This is a genomic window from Streptococcus pantholopis, assembly GCF_001642085.1.
In the GTDB taxonomy this organism is placed as follows: domain Bacteria; phylum Bacillota; class Bacilli; order Lactobacillales; family Streptococcaceae; genus Streptococcus; species Streptococcus pantholopis.
The window spans coordinates 305,230-321,443 of record NZ_CP014699.1 but is presented as its reverse complement, the minus strand read 5'-3'; the positions used below and the strand labels follow the sequence as shown (position 1 = coordinate 321,443).

The 16,214-nt window shown below is 42.9% G+C and carries 17 protein-coding genes and 1 pseudogene; 6 read left to right on the top strand and 12 right to left on the bottom strand.

All coding sequences use genetic code 11. From position 1 onward, the window contains the following. Positions 1-151 precede the first annotated feature (151 nt). The 9 genes and pseudogenes from mraY to A0O21_RS01490 all read right to left on the bottom strand — a co-directional run bounded on the left by mraY (position 152) and on the right by A0O21_RS01490 (position 9,684). On the bottom strand, positions 152-1,162 hold the full coding sequence (gene mraY, locus A0O21_RS01530) for a phospho-N-acetylmuramoyl-pentapeptide-transferase (RefSeq protein WP_067060368.1): 1,011 nt from the start codon (positions 1,160-1,162) through the stop codon (positions 152-154). A 1-nt stretch (position 1,163) separates the two neighbouring features. After that, entirely contained in the window at positions 1,164-3,425 is a 2,262-nt protein-coding gene (gene pbp2x, locus A0O21_RS01525; RefSeq protein WP_067060366.1) for a penicillin-binding protein PBP2X, read from the bottom strand. Between the two features lie 3 nt (positions 3,426-3,428). After that, entirely contained in the window at positions 3,429-3,752 is a 324-nt protein-coding gene (gene ftsL, locus A0O21_RS01520) for a cell division protein FtsL (RefSeq protein WP_067065007.1), read from the bottom strand. Further along, on the bottom strand, positions 3,745-4,707 hold the full coding sequence (rsmH, locus tag A0O21_RS01515; RefSeq protein WP_067060364.1) for a 16S rRNA (cytosine(1402)-N(4))-methyltransferase RsmH: 963 nt from the start codon (positions 4,705-4,707) through the stop codon (positions 3,745-3,747). The genes ftsL and rsmH overlap by 8 nt, the downstream gene beginning before the upstream one ends. Positions 4,708-4,830: 123 nt before the next feature. Beyond that, entirely contained in the window at positions 4,831-6,081 is a 1,251-nt protein-coding gene (locus A0O21_RS01510) for a glutamate-5-semialdehyde dehydrogenase (RefSeq protein ID WP_067060362.1), read from the bottom strand. A 68-nt stretch (positions 6,082-6,149) separates the two neighbouring features. After that, entirely contained in the window at positions 6,150-6,953 is an 804-nt protein-coding gene (gene proB, locus A0O21_RS01505) for a glutamate 5-kinase (protein WP_067065005.1), read from the bottom strand. 107 nt (positions 6,954-7,060) lie between these two features. Further along, complete coding sequence (locus A0O21_RS01500) at positions 7,061-8,686, bottom strand: hypothetical protein (RefSeq protein WP_067060360.1); 1,626 nt, start codon at positions 8,684-8,686, stop codon at positions 7,061-7,063. After that, a pseudogene (locus A0O21_RS01495) lies at positions 8,683-9,422 on the bottom strand (ABC transporter ATP-binding protein). Before A0O21_RS01495 ends, A0O21_RS01500 begins: the two are co-directional and overlap by 4 nt. A 19-nt stretch (positions 9,423-9,441) precedes the next feature. Continuing rightward, a complete protein-coding gene (locus tag A0O21_RS01490; protein ID WP_067060358.1) occupies positions 9,442-9,684 on the bottom strand; it encodes a bacteriocin immunity family protein in 243 nt (80 codons plus the stop codon). Positions 9,685-9,906: 222 nt separating this feature from the next. On the opposite strand from A0O21_RS01490, the gene A0O21_RS01485 reads away from it, so the two are divergent. The 6 genes from A0O21_RS01485 (at position 9,907) to A0O21_RS01460 (ending at position 13,539) form a co-directional block, all read left to right on the top strand. Beyond that, positions 9,907-10,179 carry a TIGR04197 family type VII secretion effector gene (locus tag A0O21_RS01485; protein ID WP_067060356.1) on the top strand — a complete coding sequence of 91 codons (273 nt, stop codon included), beginning with the start codon at positions 9,907-9,909 and terminating at the stop codon, positions 10,177-10,179. Positions 10,180-10,286: 107 nt separating this feature from the next. Beyond that, positions 10,287-10,763 (top strand): hypothetical protein, encoded by a 477-nt coding sequence (locus A0O21_RS01480; RefSeq protein WP_148660290.1) that lies wholly within the window; start codon positions 10,287-10,289, stop codon positions 10,761-10,763. After that, a complete protein-coding gene (locus tag A0O21_RS01475) occupies positions 10,764-11,015 on the top strand; it encodes an LXG domain-containing protein (RefSeq protein WP_067060353.1) in 252 nt (83 codons plus the stop codon). Further along, positions 10,978-12,552 (top strand): DUF3114 domain-containing protein, encoded by a 1,575-nt coding sequence (locus A0O21_RS01470; protein ID WP_067060351.1) that lies wholly within the window; start codon positions 10,978-10,980, stop codon positions 12,550-12,552. The genes A0O21_RS01475 and A0O21_RS01470 overlap by 38 nt, the downstream gene beginning before the upstream one ends. Then, entirely contained in the window at positions 12,542-13,093 is a 552-nt protein-coding gene (locus A0O21_RS01465; protein ID WP_067060349.1) for a hypothetical protein, read from the top strand. The genes A0O21_RS01470 and A0O21_RS01465 overlap by 11 nt, the downstream gene beginning before the upstream one ends. 203 nt (positions 13,094-13,296) lie before the next feature. Beyond that, positions 13,297-13,539, top strand: coding sequence for a hypothetical protein (locus A0O21_RS01460; protein WP_067060347.1), 243 nt, complete (start codon positions 13,297-13,299; stop codon positions 13,537-13,539). A 307-nt stretch (positions 13,540-13,846) separates the two neighbouring features. On the opposite strand, the gene A0O21_RS01455 is transcribed toward A0O21_RS01460, so the two are convergent. The 3 genes from A0O21_RS01455 to A0O21_RS01445 form a co-directional block, all read right to left on the bottom strand. Further along, positions 13,847-15,211 carry a PTS ascorbate transporter subunit IIC gene (locus A0O21_RS01455; RefSeq protein ID WP_067060346.1) on the bottom strand — a complete coding sequence of 455 codons (1,365 nt, stop codon included), beginning with the start codon at positions 15,209-15,211 and terminating at the stop codon, positions 13,847-13,849. Between the two features lie 16 nt (positions 15,212-15,227). After that, positions 15,228-15,527 carry a PTS sugar transporter subunit IIB gene (locus A0O21_RS01450; RefSeq protein ID WP_067060344.1) on the bottom strand — a complete coding sequence of 100 codons (300 nt, stop codon included), beginning with the start codon at positions 15,525-15,527 and terminating at the stop codon, positions 15,228-15,230. 179 nt (positions 15,528-15,706) lie between these two features. Further along, on the bottom strand, positions 15,707-16,150 hold the full coding sequence (locus A0O21_RS01445; RefSeq protein ID WP_067065002.1) for a PTS sugar transporter subunit IIA: 444 nt from the start codon (positions 16,148-16,150) through the stop codon (positions 15,707-15,709). Positions 16,151-16,214 lie beyond the last annotated feature (64 nt).

The following is a 16,214-nucleotide window of genomic DNA, read 5'->3' as shown; positions in this document are numbered from 1 at the left end:
TTCAGTTCTATTGTAAAACTTATTTATTACAAAGTCAATGTTTTTTGTAACATTCGATATTTTTTTGTAACATTGTGTCCTTTCTTTCTCTGCTGACACTATAAAAAAATCCCTGACTGGATAGGATACAGTCAGGGATAGTTTCTTATTTCTACAGATATAAAATAGCTAAAGTCAGGAGGCTGGCTGCAGCACCTAGGCCCCACAAAAAGGCATCAACCTGCCATTCGCTCCATTTTGACGCTTTGCCGGTCAGACCGCCTAATTCCAAGTGATGGTGAAAGGGGGTCATAAGAAAAATGCGTCTGCCTTCGCCAAATTTCTTTTTGGTGTATTTGAAGTAGGAAACTTGCAGGATAACAGAGCTGGTTTCAATGACATAGACAATGCCGATGATAAGCAGGGTCCATTCCTGACGCAGAGCAATTGAAATAGTGGCCAGCATAGCTCCTAAAGCTAAGCTGCCGACATCACCCATAAACACTTTGGCCGGCTTATGGTTGAAGACGAAAAATCCAAGAAGGGCACCAATCATCACCAGAATAATCAAAAGAACATCAGCCTGTCTTTGCACATGAGCAATAACAGCATAGGTCGCCAGACTGATGACAACCGAGATGGAGGCCAATCCGTCAATCCCATCTGTCAGATTGACCGCATTGGAAAAGCCGACAACCCAAAATAGAACAAAAAATACATAAAGAAGACCTAAATGCAGGTTAAATCCAAAAACATTGAGCGCATCCGTTCCGCTGGGACGCACATGGAGAAAATAAAAGATTAAGCCGCCGATAATTTGCAGAAGCATTTTTTGCCAAGGCGTCAGCCCCTCATTAATCTGCTTGAAGATTTTTAAAAAGTCATCTAAAAAACCGATTAAGCCATAGATAAAGACGACAGATAAAATACCAAAAGTCGCTCCCATGCCGCCGCCGTTTTTAGCAACCAGAAAGAAGCTGGCTATTAAACTGACACAGACAGCAACCAGCAGGAATACCGTTCCTCCCATAGTCGGAGTTCCCGCTTTTTCAAGGTGCTGCTTAACATCCTCATGCATCTGCTGGCCATTAATTTTTTTGAGCTGATAAAAACGGATAAAATAAGGCATAATAAGCACTGTCAGTATAAATGCTGCTGCACCTGCCACTATACTTAAAAACATATTATTCTCCTAAAGTGATGGTGATTTTTTTAATATCATCAATATTGGCATCAATATCAACATTTTGTTTGATGACGGTCCCCGAGTCGGATCCTCTGTATTTGATCTTTATACCGGTCCACTTAGCAAAAGTCTCTACATTGGCCTTAGTCCAGCCGTACATATCCGGTACTTTCTCAAGATTATTTGTCAAAAGCAGAATTTGTTCATTTTCTGCTAAATTAGAGCCGGTTTTTTTGGATACTTTGCTGATTTTGCTGCCGGTTCCCAAGACAACAGGATGGACCAAATTTCGTCTCAGCTCTTCTGCTGTTTCTCCTGGGTTCTTACCTATAACATCATCCAGATGGTACTCTGTTTGCTGAGCAGTCTCATTGGCTGCCGGTGCCAGCAAGGTATCCCGCATTAAAACAGCTTCTTCCAAGACAGGATTGACAACGTCTTGCCAATACAGAGCTGAAAAACGCTCTTCCGGCTGCTGCAAGGTCACATACATGACAAACTCCGGATCTTCTGAAGGCAGCATGGCTACGACAGAATAAATGTAATCATTAGATCCTGTCATATAGCCGCTCCCGTCCTCTGCCGCAATTTGGGCTGTCCCTGATTTCACAGCAACTGATTCATTGCCTACTTGGATAATCGGACCGTCTGAATACAGAGTTCCGTAGTAAGGATCGGTGCCAACAGTTACCATATAATCTCTGGTTTGTCTGGCTGCTTCAGCAGAAACTGGATTGCCGACCACCTCAGCTGAGGCACTGCGGCTGGTATCAGTATTGGGATCGTAAAGCTTACTGATAAACTGCGGTTCAACCATGACACCATCGTTGGAGACAGAGGTAAAAGCCCGCAGCATTTGGGTTTGGGTTGTTGCTATCCCTTGGCCGAAAGCACTCATGGCAATCGTCACAATATTATCCGATGGCAAAAGTCCCGTTGCTTCATTCCCCATGCCAAAACGGGTCGGATAGCCAAAACGGAATTTAGAAAGGTAGTTGAGCCATTTATCATTGCCCATCTTCTGCTCCAGCATGGTCATGCCGACATTACTGGAGTAAGCAAAGCCCTGAGCCATAGTCATGTACTGTCCGGTAGAAGATCCTTCATTAATGGCCCAGTCCTGAATGGTTGCATCTGCAATAGTCAGACCTTCACTGTTGCTGTAACTTTCAGAAGGATTGAAAACGCCTGAATCAATAGCAGAAGCCAAAGTCATCACCTTCATGGTCGAACCGGGCTCATAGTTGCTTTGATATAGCAAAGTATTCCAGGTTTTAAGGTTCCCCTCATCATAACCTTCCAGTGTGCTGGGATTGTAAGTCGGCCTTTGTGAAGTTGCCAGAATTTCTCCTGTCTTAGCATTAATGAGAGTTGCACTGGCATAAACACCCTTAGCTTCCGCCTGAAAAACATCCATCTGAGTCTCAAGATAAGTCTGAATCGGTTCAGATAGTGTTGTGTAAACATCTTTTCCGTTAACTGCCTCTTTGACAGTCGTTCCGGTTCCAAGCAGTGTATTGCCGTTTTTATCTTTTTCGTAGGTTACAGTCCCGTCTTCTCCGGATAAAATATCATTCAAACTGGCTTCAAGACCGGATGTCCCGATAAGGCTTTTGGTCCCGTCCTTGTTTTCATGGAGCTGAGCGACTCCGATAAACTGAGAAGCAAAAATCCCGTTTTTATACATCCGTCCGGGGCTTGTTGTAAAAGCAATACCTTCTATACCAGCTTCCTGCATAGCAGCTGTAATAGCCGACATTGTACTGTAAGAAATCCCTGAACCTTTGGTTCCGAAGCTGACCTGAAAGACTTTTTTCTGCCGCAGCTGACTTAGTACCTCTTCTTTATCCATACCCAGCTGCTGATTAAAAATCTCAGCAACTTGGTCGTATTGTGAAGACTGTACATACAGTTTTTCTCCGGTAGAGGAAATGTAGGACTTATCTATGATGGCATAAACGCTGTAGGTGGTTGAATCTTCGGCAATGGGATTGCCGTTGCGATCATAAATCGTTCCGCGTTTAGCCTGAACGGTAACAGTCGTCTGATAAACGTCCCTTGCTTTTTCAGAGAGATTCTCTCCAAATTTTTTGTCTGTTCCGATTATAATGACAAAATTAATAATAAAAACAAAAAAAATGAAAATCGCCAGAATCATCAGGTTTTGCCCTACCCGTTCACGGTTCTGCCGCGGCCTTTTGCGGTCACTGATAACGTAACCTAAAAAGCGATTCTGCCACTTCTTAAAAAATTTTCGCATTGATTACTTTACCTCAGAAATGTTAGCATTTTCAGAATTTAAGCCTGATTCTGTCGCAATTTGGACAATGCGGTCGCGGCCGCTCAGCTCGGCAACTTCCTGCTTAGCGTTGTTTAATTCTGTTTCCTTATCATTAATCTGACTGTTTAATTGAGTGATTTCCTGCTGAACCTGAAGATTGCGGCTCTGCAGGTAAACGATACTGACAGCCATGATAATAGCCGTCAGAATAATGGCACCATAAAAAGCTTTTTCAATTCTTGAAAAAGTGCGAATACGTTTCTGCAGGACTTTTGTCACTGCCTCAGTTCGTTTTTCATTAGTCATAATTTTTTTCACTTATTTTTCTGATAACTCGGAGCTTAGCCGAATGGGCTCGGTGATTCATTTCAAGTTCCTGCTCGCTGGGTAATACCGGTTTGCGGTTAACCAATTCAAATTTAGGCTGCAGACTTTCAGGAATAACAGGCAGTCCTTTAGGGACATTGACAGCAGCTGCCTCTCTAAATAGCTGTTTGACGATACGATCCTCTAAAGAGTGGAAGGTTATCACAGCGATCCGGCCATCTGGCTTCAGTAAATCCAGCGCCTGTTTCAGAGAAGTTTCTGCAGCCCTAAGCTCATCATTTACTTCTATACGGATGGCCTGAAAAATTTGCTTGGCCGGATGGCCTTTTTTCTTGAGCGCCTTGGCAGGCTTGGCGGCTTTAATCAGTTCAGCCAGCTCACCGGTTGTCGCAATAGGCTTTATTTGCCGGGCCGACTCAATCTTTCGGGCCACTTGTTTGGCAAACTTATCTTCACCATAGCGAAAGAAGAGGCGGACTAAATTGTTATAGGCATAATGGTTGACAACGTCATAGGCAGACAGCTCCTGCTCTTGATTCATCCGCATATCAAGGGGAGCATCCTGCTTGTAGGAAAAACCCCTCTTGCTTTCGTCCAGCTGCGGACTGGATACTCCTAAGTCATAGAGAACCCCATCAACAGCTGTTTGACCGTACTGACTGAGGCGAAAGCTAAGGTTTTTAAAATTATCCTTAATCAGGCGGACCTGTCCTGTTTCAATATAAGGATGCAGGCGAACTTTTGCCTGATTTATTGCTTTCTGATCCTGATCGAAGGCATAGAGCCGCCCTTGACTGCTGAGCCGCGACAGTAAATAACTGCTGTGTCCGGAACCTCCTAAAGTCGCATCAACATAGACTCCATCAGGCTTAACTGCAAGCATGTCGACAGCCTCATGCAGAAACACAGTCTTATGATAAAAATCATTTGTCATAACTTTTATTATAGCATACTTTATATGGTTTAGAAAATGAAAATCAGGAAGATAAAAACGGCCCTTCCTTTCCGTATGAAGGCCGTTTTTTTGAATTGCCGGCGAGGAGAGCCGTCTAAAAGATTACTGACGGACCTGTCCTTCTCCCTTGATATAAAATTTAGTGCTGGTCAGAGCTTCCAGACCCATCGGTCCTCTGGCATGTATCTTTTGTGTTGAGATACCGATTTCGGCTCCCAGACCAAAAACAAAACCGTCAGTAAAACGCGTTGAAGCATTGACATAGACGGCAGCTGAATCTACCTGATCTTGGAAATGTTCAGCATGAGCCAGATCTTTGGTAATAATCGCCTCAGAATGGTGGGAACTGTAGGTATTAATCCAGTCGACTGCTTCCTGGAGACTGTCAACCGTCTTAACAGACATGATATAGTCCAAGAATTCTGTCGCGTAATCGTCCTCACTTGCAGGAACCGATTGCGGCAAATAGGCCTGCGCACGCGCATCAGCCCGCCATTCAACCGGCTGAACTGCATCCATGGCAGCTGCCAGTTTAGGTAAAAAGCTTTCAGCGACAGAACTGTGCACAACTAAACTTTCAGCCGCATTGCAGACACTGGGACGCTGAGTTTTGGCATTGATTACAATATTCACGGCCGTATCTAAATCCGCAAATTCATCGACAAAGATATGGACATTCCCGACGCCGGTTTCAATAAAAGGCACCTTTGCCTTGCTTTTTACAGTCTGAATCAGTCTGGCACTGCCTCTGGGAATCAGAACATCAATATAATCGACGGCCTCCATTAACTCCTCAGCTACCGCATGGCTGGTGTCTTCAACCAGCTGGACCGCATTCTCATCGATTCCTGACTGCGACAGGGTCTGACGGATGACCTGAACCAAAGCGGTATTTGAGCATATAGCATCCCGTCCTCCCCGCAAAATAATGGCATTGCTAGTCTTAAAAGCCAAGCTGAAAGCATCAACAGAAACATTGGGCCGGCTTTCAAAAATCATGGCAATGACACCCAGCGGAACACGCTTCTGAACAATCTTCAAACCATCCAAATTGGTATAGCCCCTAACAACCTGCCCTATAGGATCCGCTAAATCAGCTACCTGACGGACGCCTTGGGCTATATCTGCAATACGTTCATCGTCTAAACGAAGCCGATCGATCATAATATCTGAAATGCCATTCTCCTTAGCCTTAGCTAGATCACGTTTGTTTTCAGCTAAAATATAAGCAGCTTGATCTAACAAAGCCTGTGCAACATCCCTTAGAACAGCATTTTTCTGCGCCGTTCCCAACTGCATAAGACTATGACCGGCCTGTCTGGCCCCTCTGCCTAGTTGCTCAATATAAGTCATAATACCACTCCTTCAACTATTAAAATAAGCATAGCTTTACAGCAAATCGTACATGCATCAGCGCTTTCTTATCTGGTCTGGGCAAACCAGGTGCCCAACTCTACTCCGTCCAAAACACGCAAGATATCCCGAGGATTTTTGCCATTCATCAAAACCATCTGACTGTGATTTTCAAAAACAATCTGGGCACTTTGGATTTTACTAATCATACCGCCTGTCCCAAATCGGCTGCCAACACCGCCGGCTGATTTGATAATCTCCTCTGTAATGGCAGTGACATGCGACCGAAGAGCTGCATCCTCATAAATCGTCGGGTTCTTATCAAAAAGTCCGTCAATGTCTGACAGCATGATAAGCAGGTCAGCCTTAGTGATACCTGCAACAATGGCTGACAAACGATCATTGTCCCCAAACTTGGTGGCATGATCCATCTCATCCACGCTGATGGCATCATTCTCGTTGACGATAGGAACAATCCCCATGGCAATCAGACTCTCAAAGGCATTTGTTACATTGCCCAGACTTTCTGGAAACTCTATGACATCCCGTGTTAATAGAATTTGAGAAACAGCTGTCTGGTAATGAGAAAATATTTGAGAATACAAACTCATCATTGCGACCTGACCGACACTGGAGACCGCCTGCTGTTTAGCAAGATTTGCAGGGCGTTTAGGAAGGTCAAGAACATTCAGCCCAAAGCCCATCGCCCCTGAGGAAACCAGAATCACTTCCATGCCTTTATTGGCCAGACTGGCTATCACAAAAGCCAGCTGATCAATTTTTTCAAGATTAATTTTCCCGGTCGGGAGCACCAGCGAGCTAGTTCCGATTTTGATAACAAGACGCTTTACATGACCAAAATTTCTTTTCATAATAAAAATTATAGCATATTTTTTCAGTTCTGCCCGCCCTTCTTGATATCCTGACAAGAAAAAACAATCCGCCTTTCTCATCATAAGCCGGATTGTTTTTTGAGGGTCTAATTTGAAAGCTTCCGCCAAAATGTTCGAACAAGATGATACTGCAGGAGACCGGCCAGCAGCAAAATCAAAATGATAATAAACAGGCTGACAGCTGAGGAATTAAACGCTAAGCTTAGAACAAGAGCTATAGCAATGGTTATAAGCCCTAGAAAGAAGTCAAGCAAAGTCAGGACAACTACCAAAAACCGACTGCGGCTTCTCTGAAAAAGCTGACTGATATCCTGCCAATTTAAAAGGAGATTGTTATAGTCTCGCCGGTACATGAACTGCCCCTGAATAAAGGTTGCTAAGAGAAAACCTAGCACAAAAAAGAAAGCGATGAAAAAACTGATTTTCGGTAAAAAGAGCAAAAACAGCAAGAAAAAGAGAAGCGGCACGCTAACCTGAACTGCCCACAGTACCAAAAATTTCTGCCAAATAAAGTCCTTAAATTTCAGCGGCAAAGCTTTAAAAAGGGTAAAATTTTCCTTCTCCAAAGACATTCCGACAGCTAAAAGCGAGGTCGGCATAACACAGCTGATTCCGGCCACTACTCCGGCCAGTATAGCAAGCCCGCTATAATCAGCTGTCAGGAAATCTGCGGAAACGATTCTGCCTAGGAGATAAGGGATTGAAAAAATGGCAAAAAAGGTCAGCGGCAGCAGAAAGGAATTAATCAGTAAGGCGGCATTTTGTATTATGGTCATCAGATGGTGCCGGATTAAAAGCTGCCGGCTGGACAAATCCTTGAAAGGTTTATTCTTTTTAGAGATTTGTTCTTGATTTTGGTAAAGGCTGTCCTCAAAATAGCGGGGAATGAGTTTCCCTACCAAATAGATAAGCAGAAAGAACACTGCAAGCAAAGGCAGCCAGTAATGAAGCAAACTGGCTGAACTAAAAGGATCCTGCACAACATCATAAAATCCTCTGAAATAAGGATAAATAAAATAAGGGTCAGAAACCCTAGTCAAATTTCCGCTGCTGTCAACCAGAGGCTGCTGGTTGACAATAAAAAGATAAAACACAAGTCCTAAAGAAACAAATGCTGTCAGAGACATCAAAATAGTGAAATTTAATTTTTTCAGCCGGCTTCTGGCAATTCTCCGACCGACAAAACTGTTAATAACAAGCGATAAGACCATGCAGCTTATAAAAATCACTGCGAAATTGACAGCAGCAACTAAAAGTGCAAAAGGCGGGTCCAGAAGCTGCCAGTAAGCCAGCACAAGTATCAGCAAGATGGTCATCAAAGGCATTAAACTGAGACCCATTGAAGCCAGAATTTTTGCCAGATAGAGCTCACCGGCTTTTACGGGCAGATGGGCATAGAGCTTGACATCATTGCTTTGATAAAAGACAGCATACATAGTTGAAAAGGAAAATGCAAGGGCCAGTAAACCGTATATAGCTAAATAAAAGGAGAAAAGACTGGGCAGGCCGATAAAGTCCAGTCTAGTAATATAGATAAAGTTAAAAAACGTAAAAAAAACAGTCAATAAGCCCTGCTGCCAGAGGAGCCCCTTGTAGATTGAAAAAGATTCCTTAGGTTTTTGCTTTTGTTTATTTCTTAACCTGATAACACTTTGAGGATCAGAATAAAGAAGATTGACCTTAAACAGTTCCCATACAGTTGACCGCCTCATCTGCTCACCTCTATTTCTGCTTGATGTCCGGCTAGTTTAAGATAAATAGCCTCCAGTTCCTGACCGGGATACTGCTGCTTCAATTCCTCCAGACTGCCGACAAAAACCAGCTCCCCTTTTCTTAAAATACCGATACGATGGCAGAGCTGTTCAGCAACCGACAGAGCAGGGGCTGAAAAAAGTACCGTTTTGCCATTTTTAGCATGTTCCCGCATCATTTCCTTTAAATCAAAAGAGGCCTGACGATCGAGACCGGTCAGAGGTTCATCTAAAACCCAGATATCCGGATCAGAAATAAGAGCACCGATAATAATGGCTTTCTGCCGCATCCCATGTGAAAAACTATCAAGCGTTTCATTTTTTTGCTCACTTAAATCAAACAGCTGGCTGAGTTTTTCAATCCGTGCTTCTAAATTATGTTTAGGCACTTCATAGAGCTGGGCTAAAAAATGCCAGTACTCGTTAGCTGTCAGATTAAGAAAAACATCCGGCGAATCAGGAACGTAGCCGATTTTTTTTTGATATTATCACGATTGCTGCTAAGCAAGAGGTCATCGACATAAAGTTCACCCGAGGTCGCTTCAACAATAGAAGTTAAAATCCTGATAGCAGTCGTCTTACCAGCACCCTTATGACCGATAAGTCCGAAAATCTCACCGTCTCTTATCTGTAAATTAAGGCTGCAGAGCGCCTCTTTTTCTCCGTACAATTTAGAAACCTGTTTAAACTCTATCATTTTTGTCTTCTTACACCAGTTATATTGTCTCCAAAATCTGCTGAAGATTAATAATAGGCCTAGGCAATGCAACCTGTTTATCCACCGTATAGTGGAGCAATTCTTTTTTCAAATGGTAAGCTGATGAAAAAACATTTTGAAATTTAATCAGTTCATTTGAAGCAGACAGCAAAGCCTTCGCCAAAACCGGATCCGAACGAACCTCTTCTTTGGCATATGCCAGCTCAATGGCATGATACAATTTGAGACATTCCTTATCCATAACCTCTCCCTCTTTATCACAAAAACAACCCATTTAACTTTTGTATTATTATCATAGTACAGTTTTTTAGTTACAATTGCAATACAGTTCTTTTTCTTTTGTATCAATTTTTTAAATACAGAGGCTTTTTTAACTTTCTGTACTCCAGTCTGTCTTCTCCTACTTGATTTTAAAACAAATCTATGCTAGACTAAGCTTAAATTTTACTGAAATGAGGTGCACATGAGTACAGCCATTCAAAGCAGTTCCGCCAGCGCCCAAGCGCATGCCAGCGCTTTTCAAACAGCCACCAGTGCTCTGGCAGACACCGGAGCCTCCGATAAGGACGGTCAATCCACTGTCGCAGGCAACAGCCTCGCCCATCAGGCTATTGATCAAATCCTGATGGCAACAGGCGATCTCAGCACGGTTCTGTCAGATCTCTCAGCCAATATCAACAGCGCCGCCGCAGAATTTGAAGCAGCCGATCAGGCAGCCGCCCAGATAATCAGCTAAGAAAGGATAAACCCATGTTTCCCCTTTACAATCAAAGCCCCTACGTTACGCCTAAATAAGCCACCACCAAACGCCCCAGCGCTGCCGAACTTAAGCGCTGGAATGAGATGATGGACAGAGAGCTGGCCGCTCTGGATAAACGGATACGGGAGCGCCATTATACTAAACCGTCCCAAAAAGAGAAAACCAAGCTTTCTTCCGATGCAGACAAGGAGCAGGTCCCGCTGACCCCAGCGCAAAAGCAGCTGGCCTGTCAGGAGCGCCTGGCTGAGCTAAAAAAAGAAGAGAACACACTTGAGCGTCAGGAAATGGCTGTTCAGCGCCAGAAGACAGCGCTGGAAAGTCAGGATGAGTGGTTTGAGGTTTACAGCAGACAGCTGACTCTCCTGACTGCAGAGCTGGAAGGGGTCTATGCGGTCTTTTCTTATGGCCTGACAGAGGACTGGAGCAGTCAGAAAAGGCGCTTAAGAGAGGCCTTTGAAGAGGACAGGGAGCGTGTGCTGAAAGAGAGGACCCAAACAGAGGAGGCCCTGGAGGCTGTTAAGAAAGAACGCCGCCATATTTTCAGGACCGGGGAGGTTTAAATGAGTATTGACATGTATTTAGGGGCTTCACAGATGCAGGCCGCAAGCACCAGTGCCACAGTTGACCAGGCTATGGCTGGTCTGGATCAGCTGGACAGTGCCATCAGCGGGTTTTTGGAGAGCGGTTCTGACCTGAAAGGCCGGACCTATGATTCCGCCCGCGCCTACGTCCAAGCGGTTATCCAGCCCTTAAAGGAGGGGGACCCGCCTTTACTTGGAGGCGGTCAGAGAGAGTGTTCAGCGGCTGCCTGAAGCCTATCAGGAAGAGGTGGGGTCAGAAGATTTGAGGCAGTCAGAACTGGAAGCCCAGATAGCCCAGTGTGATGCCGTCATAAAAACAGGTCAGGAGCTGCTGGCCGATATGCAGGCTCATCCTGTGGGGCAGAGGAGTCAGGAGCGGATTTCTGCTATGAAAGACAGTCTGTCCCTTGTTCAAGGCGCCAGACAGGAGCTGCAGGACAAGCTGGATAAGCTGTTGGCTTTTAATGCGCGGTCGCCGCAGATTTTTGAGGGGTTGTCAGCGCTGGAGAAGGCCTTAGAAACAGGGCGCTCACAGGCAAAGGGGGCTTGGCAGGCAGACAGTCAGACCTTTGTGATTCCCAGCGACCTCAGCTGGGCCAGAACTATAGATGACCTTCAGTTTGCCAAAGTTTATCAGGTGAGCCGTCCGGACGGGATGTCCGAGCAGGACTATCAGGTTTACCTGAGCACTCTGCATGATCAGGTAAAGGGTTTTGAGGCAGACGGCTGGACGAAAAAGGCCATACGGGAAGGCTATCTGTCTGCTGTAGCAGTGGGCTATGACAGCAGGCAGGACATTCCGCTGCTCCAACAGCTGGCCGCTTTTTATGAAGAGGCTAGAACTTTTGGGAGTGGGATTTTTCAAAAGATGTGGGGAATTGACCTCAAGAAGGCTGGAGAAAAGTCTGATAGGGCACAGGCCCTCCTGCAGATTGCTATGAGTTACAGCGGTATGCCGGAAGGTGATTTGGATGGTTCAGCAGAACAGACTCAGGGGATTCTAGCTCATTTGTCTAAAGACTTAGCCCCAGACGCCAGATTCTGGGACAGTTTTTCCAAGGCTGTACAGGTCGCCTATCCTGGGGATGCCCTATCTAGTGCTGGTGGTAATGAGACCCTTAAACGGCAAGTTCATCAATTTCGCTATGTGATTTCTGCCCAGCAAGCTCAATGGGTGAGGGATAACTATAGAAAAGGAGAAATGACAGATGAAGAAGCTTTAGCTGCCTATTTAGCAGATAAGGATGCTAAGAATAATATTTTTGAGAAATTAGGTCTCAATGACTTTGATTATGACTTAACAGAATCCTCACGGCTACATAATAAAACTGCCGTTAATCCTGATACAGATGAGGTAGAGTATCCAGGAGGAATTTACAGTAGTAACTTTAAGCTCGTTATGAAGTTTCATACAGAATTTATCATAGGAAGTGATGGCCAGTTTTTAAATGAGATTGATCCTGAAAAAGATTATCAATTTAATGAAAGAGGCGTTGTTAATGGCGCTAGTTTTAATTATGCTGATAGCAATGACGAACTTCATAATCAACTTGATGTGAAGACTGTTAGTTTATGGGATCCTGAATATAGAGTTAATACTATTCATATAGGAGAAGATAATGAATCTTATCAATATGAATCACCTACGAGACCACAATATCGTGATAATACTTCAGGACAGTTTTCTTATGGCAATATCTCTTCTTTTGATAACGTTCAAAAAGAAATTGAAAATTTTAAGGAGTTAATAAGAGAATATGGCGACTAAAAAGACAAAATTATATTTAATATGTTTTATAGGAGTTTGTGTCTTTTTAATTTCAGCTTGTTCCAATAAGAATAGCACATCAGTTAATACTATTAAAGTGGGAGAAGTTTATCAGTTTGACCCATCAGATAATACCACTGTTTATTTTGAATTAAGGGACGATAACTCTTATGTTGAAATGAGAAACAACGCTCAATATAAAACACAAGAAGAATTAGATGAAAAGCGATATGATAATGAAGACACTAGTATTGTCCCACAAATTGATTACGTGACAGGTACTTATACAAAAGATAGCAACTATATCTATATGACCCCTAAGGCACTGACCTATGTTCAATTTAACAATGTTGCTGATGTCTCTAAAAAAATAGTATCGGAGGTGCAAAAAAAAGATAACTATAACATTAATAACAATTATAGAATTTTAAATTTGGAAGATACAGTAACGGTTTCTTCAAGAAAATTAAAAGTAATAAAATCTAATAAGAAGCTCCCTCATTCTGAAGATGAGTTTTTATCTCAATATAACTACAATTAAAAAGACGATAAATTCCGGAATAGTAATGGTTGGAATAGTAACGGTACCTATAGTGAGGGGCTTACCCCAAAGGGCTGCCCAGCAAGGCCAAGGCAGGGAGTGCTGACTATGTCCGAGCGCAGCAGACCCACCAGTTCCGCTACTATCTGGATAAGAAAAACAACGATGCTCTGCGGGCCACTTATCCCGATGAGGCCAACGACTTGGAGCGCATCAAGCGTTTCAATGCTGAGCACCCCTATAGCAGCTTTGTGGGAGAGAAGGCCCGCTACCATAATAAATACCAAGGCAGTCCAGAGGATTATTCCCAGCATATTGAGGAGTACGGCGAGAATTCCAAGTATGTCAGTTCAGGGAGCGGTACTGTCTATTCCGACCCCATTTCAAACGGCCAGGGCCAGCTGCACTGCTGGTTTCAGATTATAGACAAACTCTATTTAAATTAAAAAAGTAAAAAATGAGTTGTGAGAACCCTAAAAGAGGCTGCCTTAGTAAGCTGCTAAGGGGGGCTCTCTCTTGAAATTGAAAAAGTTTGGAGAAAACCCAAATGGTTTTTTTAATCGGAACTATTAGTATAAACAGCAACTTAGAAGACAGCAAAAACTTTCAATAAACAGCAAAAGTTTATTGAAAGTTTGGTAATAATGACTAATCCCTTGATTGAGGTATTTTAAACAGTTTCAGTATTGAAATTCTTCTTTTTGCTACCATTGAAGCAATAAGCCTATAGCCAATTTGTTAAAAAGTAAGTTGCTAATCTAACTTCTTTTGATTCGCTTTTGTTATTACCCAGCTGGCAATAATCACTAGCAGAACAAAGGCTAAAATACCCAGAATAAGAGCTAGTGCTCCTGCATTTCCTAATTGTCCTAAGAACCAGCCCGGAATCAAGTAGTCAGTATCTGCAAAAGTTGATGCGGCCATCTGCAGATTGCCTAACAGCGGGAGGACTGCCAAAGGAAGCCAGCTCAGCAATAAACCATTAAATGCTGAACCTAAAACAGCTCCTCTGCGGCCTCCTGAGGCATTTCCGTAAATCCCTGCTGCTGCACCGCAAAAGAAATGGCCGACAACTCCTGGAATAATAACCGTTGTACCAAGAGCAATCATGACAAACATGGACAAAGTTCCTACAAAAAAACTAACAAAGAAACCAATCAAGACAGCATTAGGGGCATATGAAAAAATAATAGGAACATCAAGTGCTGGTTTAGAATTTGGAACCCATTTTTGTGCAATCCCCTGAAAAGCAGGGACAATTTCAGCTAACACCATTCGTACACCTTGTAAGACAACCACAAAACCGGCAGTGAATGTCCCAGCTTGAATCAGAGCAAATACAACCGCATTTGTTCCGTCACTGAGCTGATTTTCGATATAAGCAGGACCGCAAGCCAGAGCCAGAACGACATAAACAACACTCATTAGCAGCATGATTGAAATTGTTGAATCACGTAAAAAACCGAAAGTTTTGGGGATTGCCACATCCTCTGTTGATTTTGATTTATCCCCAAATGTTTTTCCAATCCAGCCCGAAAAAGCGTAACCAATATTTCCTGTATGCCCCATAGCAACTTTATCATTGCCAGTAATTTCCCTCATAAACGGCTGGCATAAAGCGGGTGTTACAGTCAGAAGCGTTCCTTCAAACAAGCCTCCTAGAAGAACTGTTACCAGGTTCATTTTAAAGCCAGAACTAAGCAAAACAACAGCTGTAATGCAAGATATGTAAAGCATAGCCTGCCCAGTTAAAAAGATATACTTAAAACGGGTGAAACGTGCTAAAAGGATATTGACAAGCATGCCAACCAGCATAATCAAAGCGGTCAAGGTCCCGTATTCTTCTAAAGCAAGTGCGACAACTGCTTCATTGCTAGGGACAACTCCTTGTGTCCCTAAAGCAGTTTGAAACATTTCAGCAAAAGGAGCTAAAGAATTGCTGATAATTCCTGCCCCTCCTGTTAAAACCAGAAATCCCACTAAAGTTTTAATAGTTCCTGCTATAATTTCTGAGATTGTCTTTTTTTGTGAAATTAAACCGATTAGTGCAATTAAAGAAACTAGTATTGCTGGCTGGCTAACCACAGAAACAAATAAATTTAAAATACTTTCTACCATAGTTTACCTCTTACTTCTAATTGTGAGAAATTCTGTTTTTATCTAGTATTTCAGTCACTTTTCTTTTGATTTCATCAGCATCAATAATAGAATCTAAGGGAATAAGCTTACCTTCTGACAGTCCCATTAAAGCAGGAACCAGTGTTTTTTCTGCGAAAAAGTAGTCTGCCATTCCATCACTGACTGAGCCAGAATCTGTATGATCCACAGAAAAGTCTGATAAATCAACTCCAAGTTCCTCAAGTGCATTTTGAATATTCATCTCAACCATAAAGCTGGTCCCTAAACCGCTTTGGCACACTGCAACCAATTTCATAATATTCCTCCTCATAAAATAAAATGTAAAGCTGATCATTCGTATAAAAATGATGGTAAGCAAACATTTTTGATTATCTTCCGTCAGCGTAGCTCTGTCAGAACGACTAAAGCACCATCAGTCCTGCTGTTAGAGTACAGACGTATATAACTTACCTTCCTCAAATCTTCAGCCTATTATCAATTTTCCCTTACTATATTTTCAATATCTTTAGCAGTATCAGCCGTCATAATAGTTGCCAGTTTTTTCTTATCAGACAGAATTTTTGTTAGGTTTGATAAAGCTTGCAGATGCGCTGTGTTATCATTTGCTGCTAAACAGATAAATAAACGGATTTCCCTACTGGGATCATCAAGTAAATACACCGGCCTTTTCAATAAAAGTAAGGCTAAACCTAATTCTCTCACCCCCTCTTCTGGTCTAGCATGAGGCAAAGCGATTTCATCACCTATATGGATAAATGGACCAAATTCCTTAACTTTATTTATCATCGCTTCAATGTAAGAATCGGTAATTTTTCCTTTTGTCAGCAACGGCTGAGCTGATAAACGAATCGCCTCCTCCCATGTCAGTTTTTCCCGACTGATTTGTATATCATCTTGGGTCAATAATTCTGATAACATCCCATCACTCCCTTTAACACGATACAAAGGCCGTTTAAAGCTCATAGCAAAAATAGGAAAACTG

Coding starts and splice junctions, on each gene's coding strand:
- mraY (WP_067060368.1), bottom strand. CDS start 1,162: ATGTTTTTAAGTATAGTGGCAGGTGCAGCAGCATTTATACTGACAGTG.
- pbp2x (WP_067060366.1), bottom strand. CDS start 3,425: ATGCGAAAATTTTTTAAGAAGTGGCAGAATCGCTTTTTAGGTTACGTT.
- ftsL (WP_067065007.1), bottom strand. CDS start 3,752: ATGACTAATGAAAAACGAACTGAGGCAGTGACAAAAGTCCTGCAGAAA.
- rsmH (WP_067060364.1), bottom strand. CDS start 4,707: ATGACAAATGATTTTTATCATAAGACTGTGTTTCTGCATGAGGCTGTC.
- A0O21_RS01510 (WP_067060362.1), bottom strand. CDS start 6,081: ATGACTTATATTGAGCAACTAGGCAGAGGGGCCAGACAGGCCGGTCAT.
- proB (WP_067065005.1), bottom strand. CDS start 6,953: ATGAAAAGAAATTTTGGTCATGTAAAGCGTCTTGTTATCAAAATCGGA.
- A0O21_RS01500 (WP_067060360.1), bottom strand. CDS start 8,686: ATGAGGCGGTCAACTGTATGGGAACTGTTTAAGGTCAATCTTCTTTAT.
- A0O21_RS01490 (WP_067060358.1), bottom strand. CDS start 9,684: ATGGATAAGGAATGTCTCAAATTGTATCATGCCATTGAGCTGGCATAT.
- A0O21_RS01485 (WP_067060356.1), top strand. CDS start 9,907: ATGAGTACAGCCATTCAAAGCAGTTCCGCCAGCGCCCAAGCGCATGCC.
- A0O21_RS01480 (WP_148660290.1), top strand. CDS start 10,287: ATGATGGACAGAGAGCTGGCCGCTCTGGATAAACGGATACGGGAGCGC.
- A0O21_RS01475 (WP_067060353.1), top strand. CDS start 10,764: ATGAGTATTGACATGTATTTAGGGGCTTCACAGATGCAGGCCGCAAGC.
- A0O21_RS01465 (WP_067060349.1), top strand. CDS start 12,542: ATGGCGACTAAAAAGACAAAATTATATTTAATATGTTTTATAGGAGTT.
- A0O21_RS01455 (WP_067060346.1), bottom strand. CDS start 15,211: ATGGTAGAAAGTATTTTAAATTTATTTGTTTCTGTGGTTAGCCAGCCA.
- A0O21_RS01450 (WP_067060344.1), bottom strand. CDS start 15,527: ATGAAATTGGTTGCAGTGTGCCAAAGCGGTTTAGGGACCAGCTTTATG.
- A0O21_RS01445 (WP_067065002.1), bottom strand. CDS start 16,150: ATGTTATCAGAATTATTGACCCAAGATGATATACAAATCAGTCGGGAA.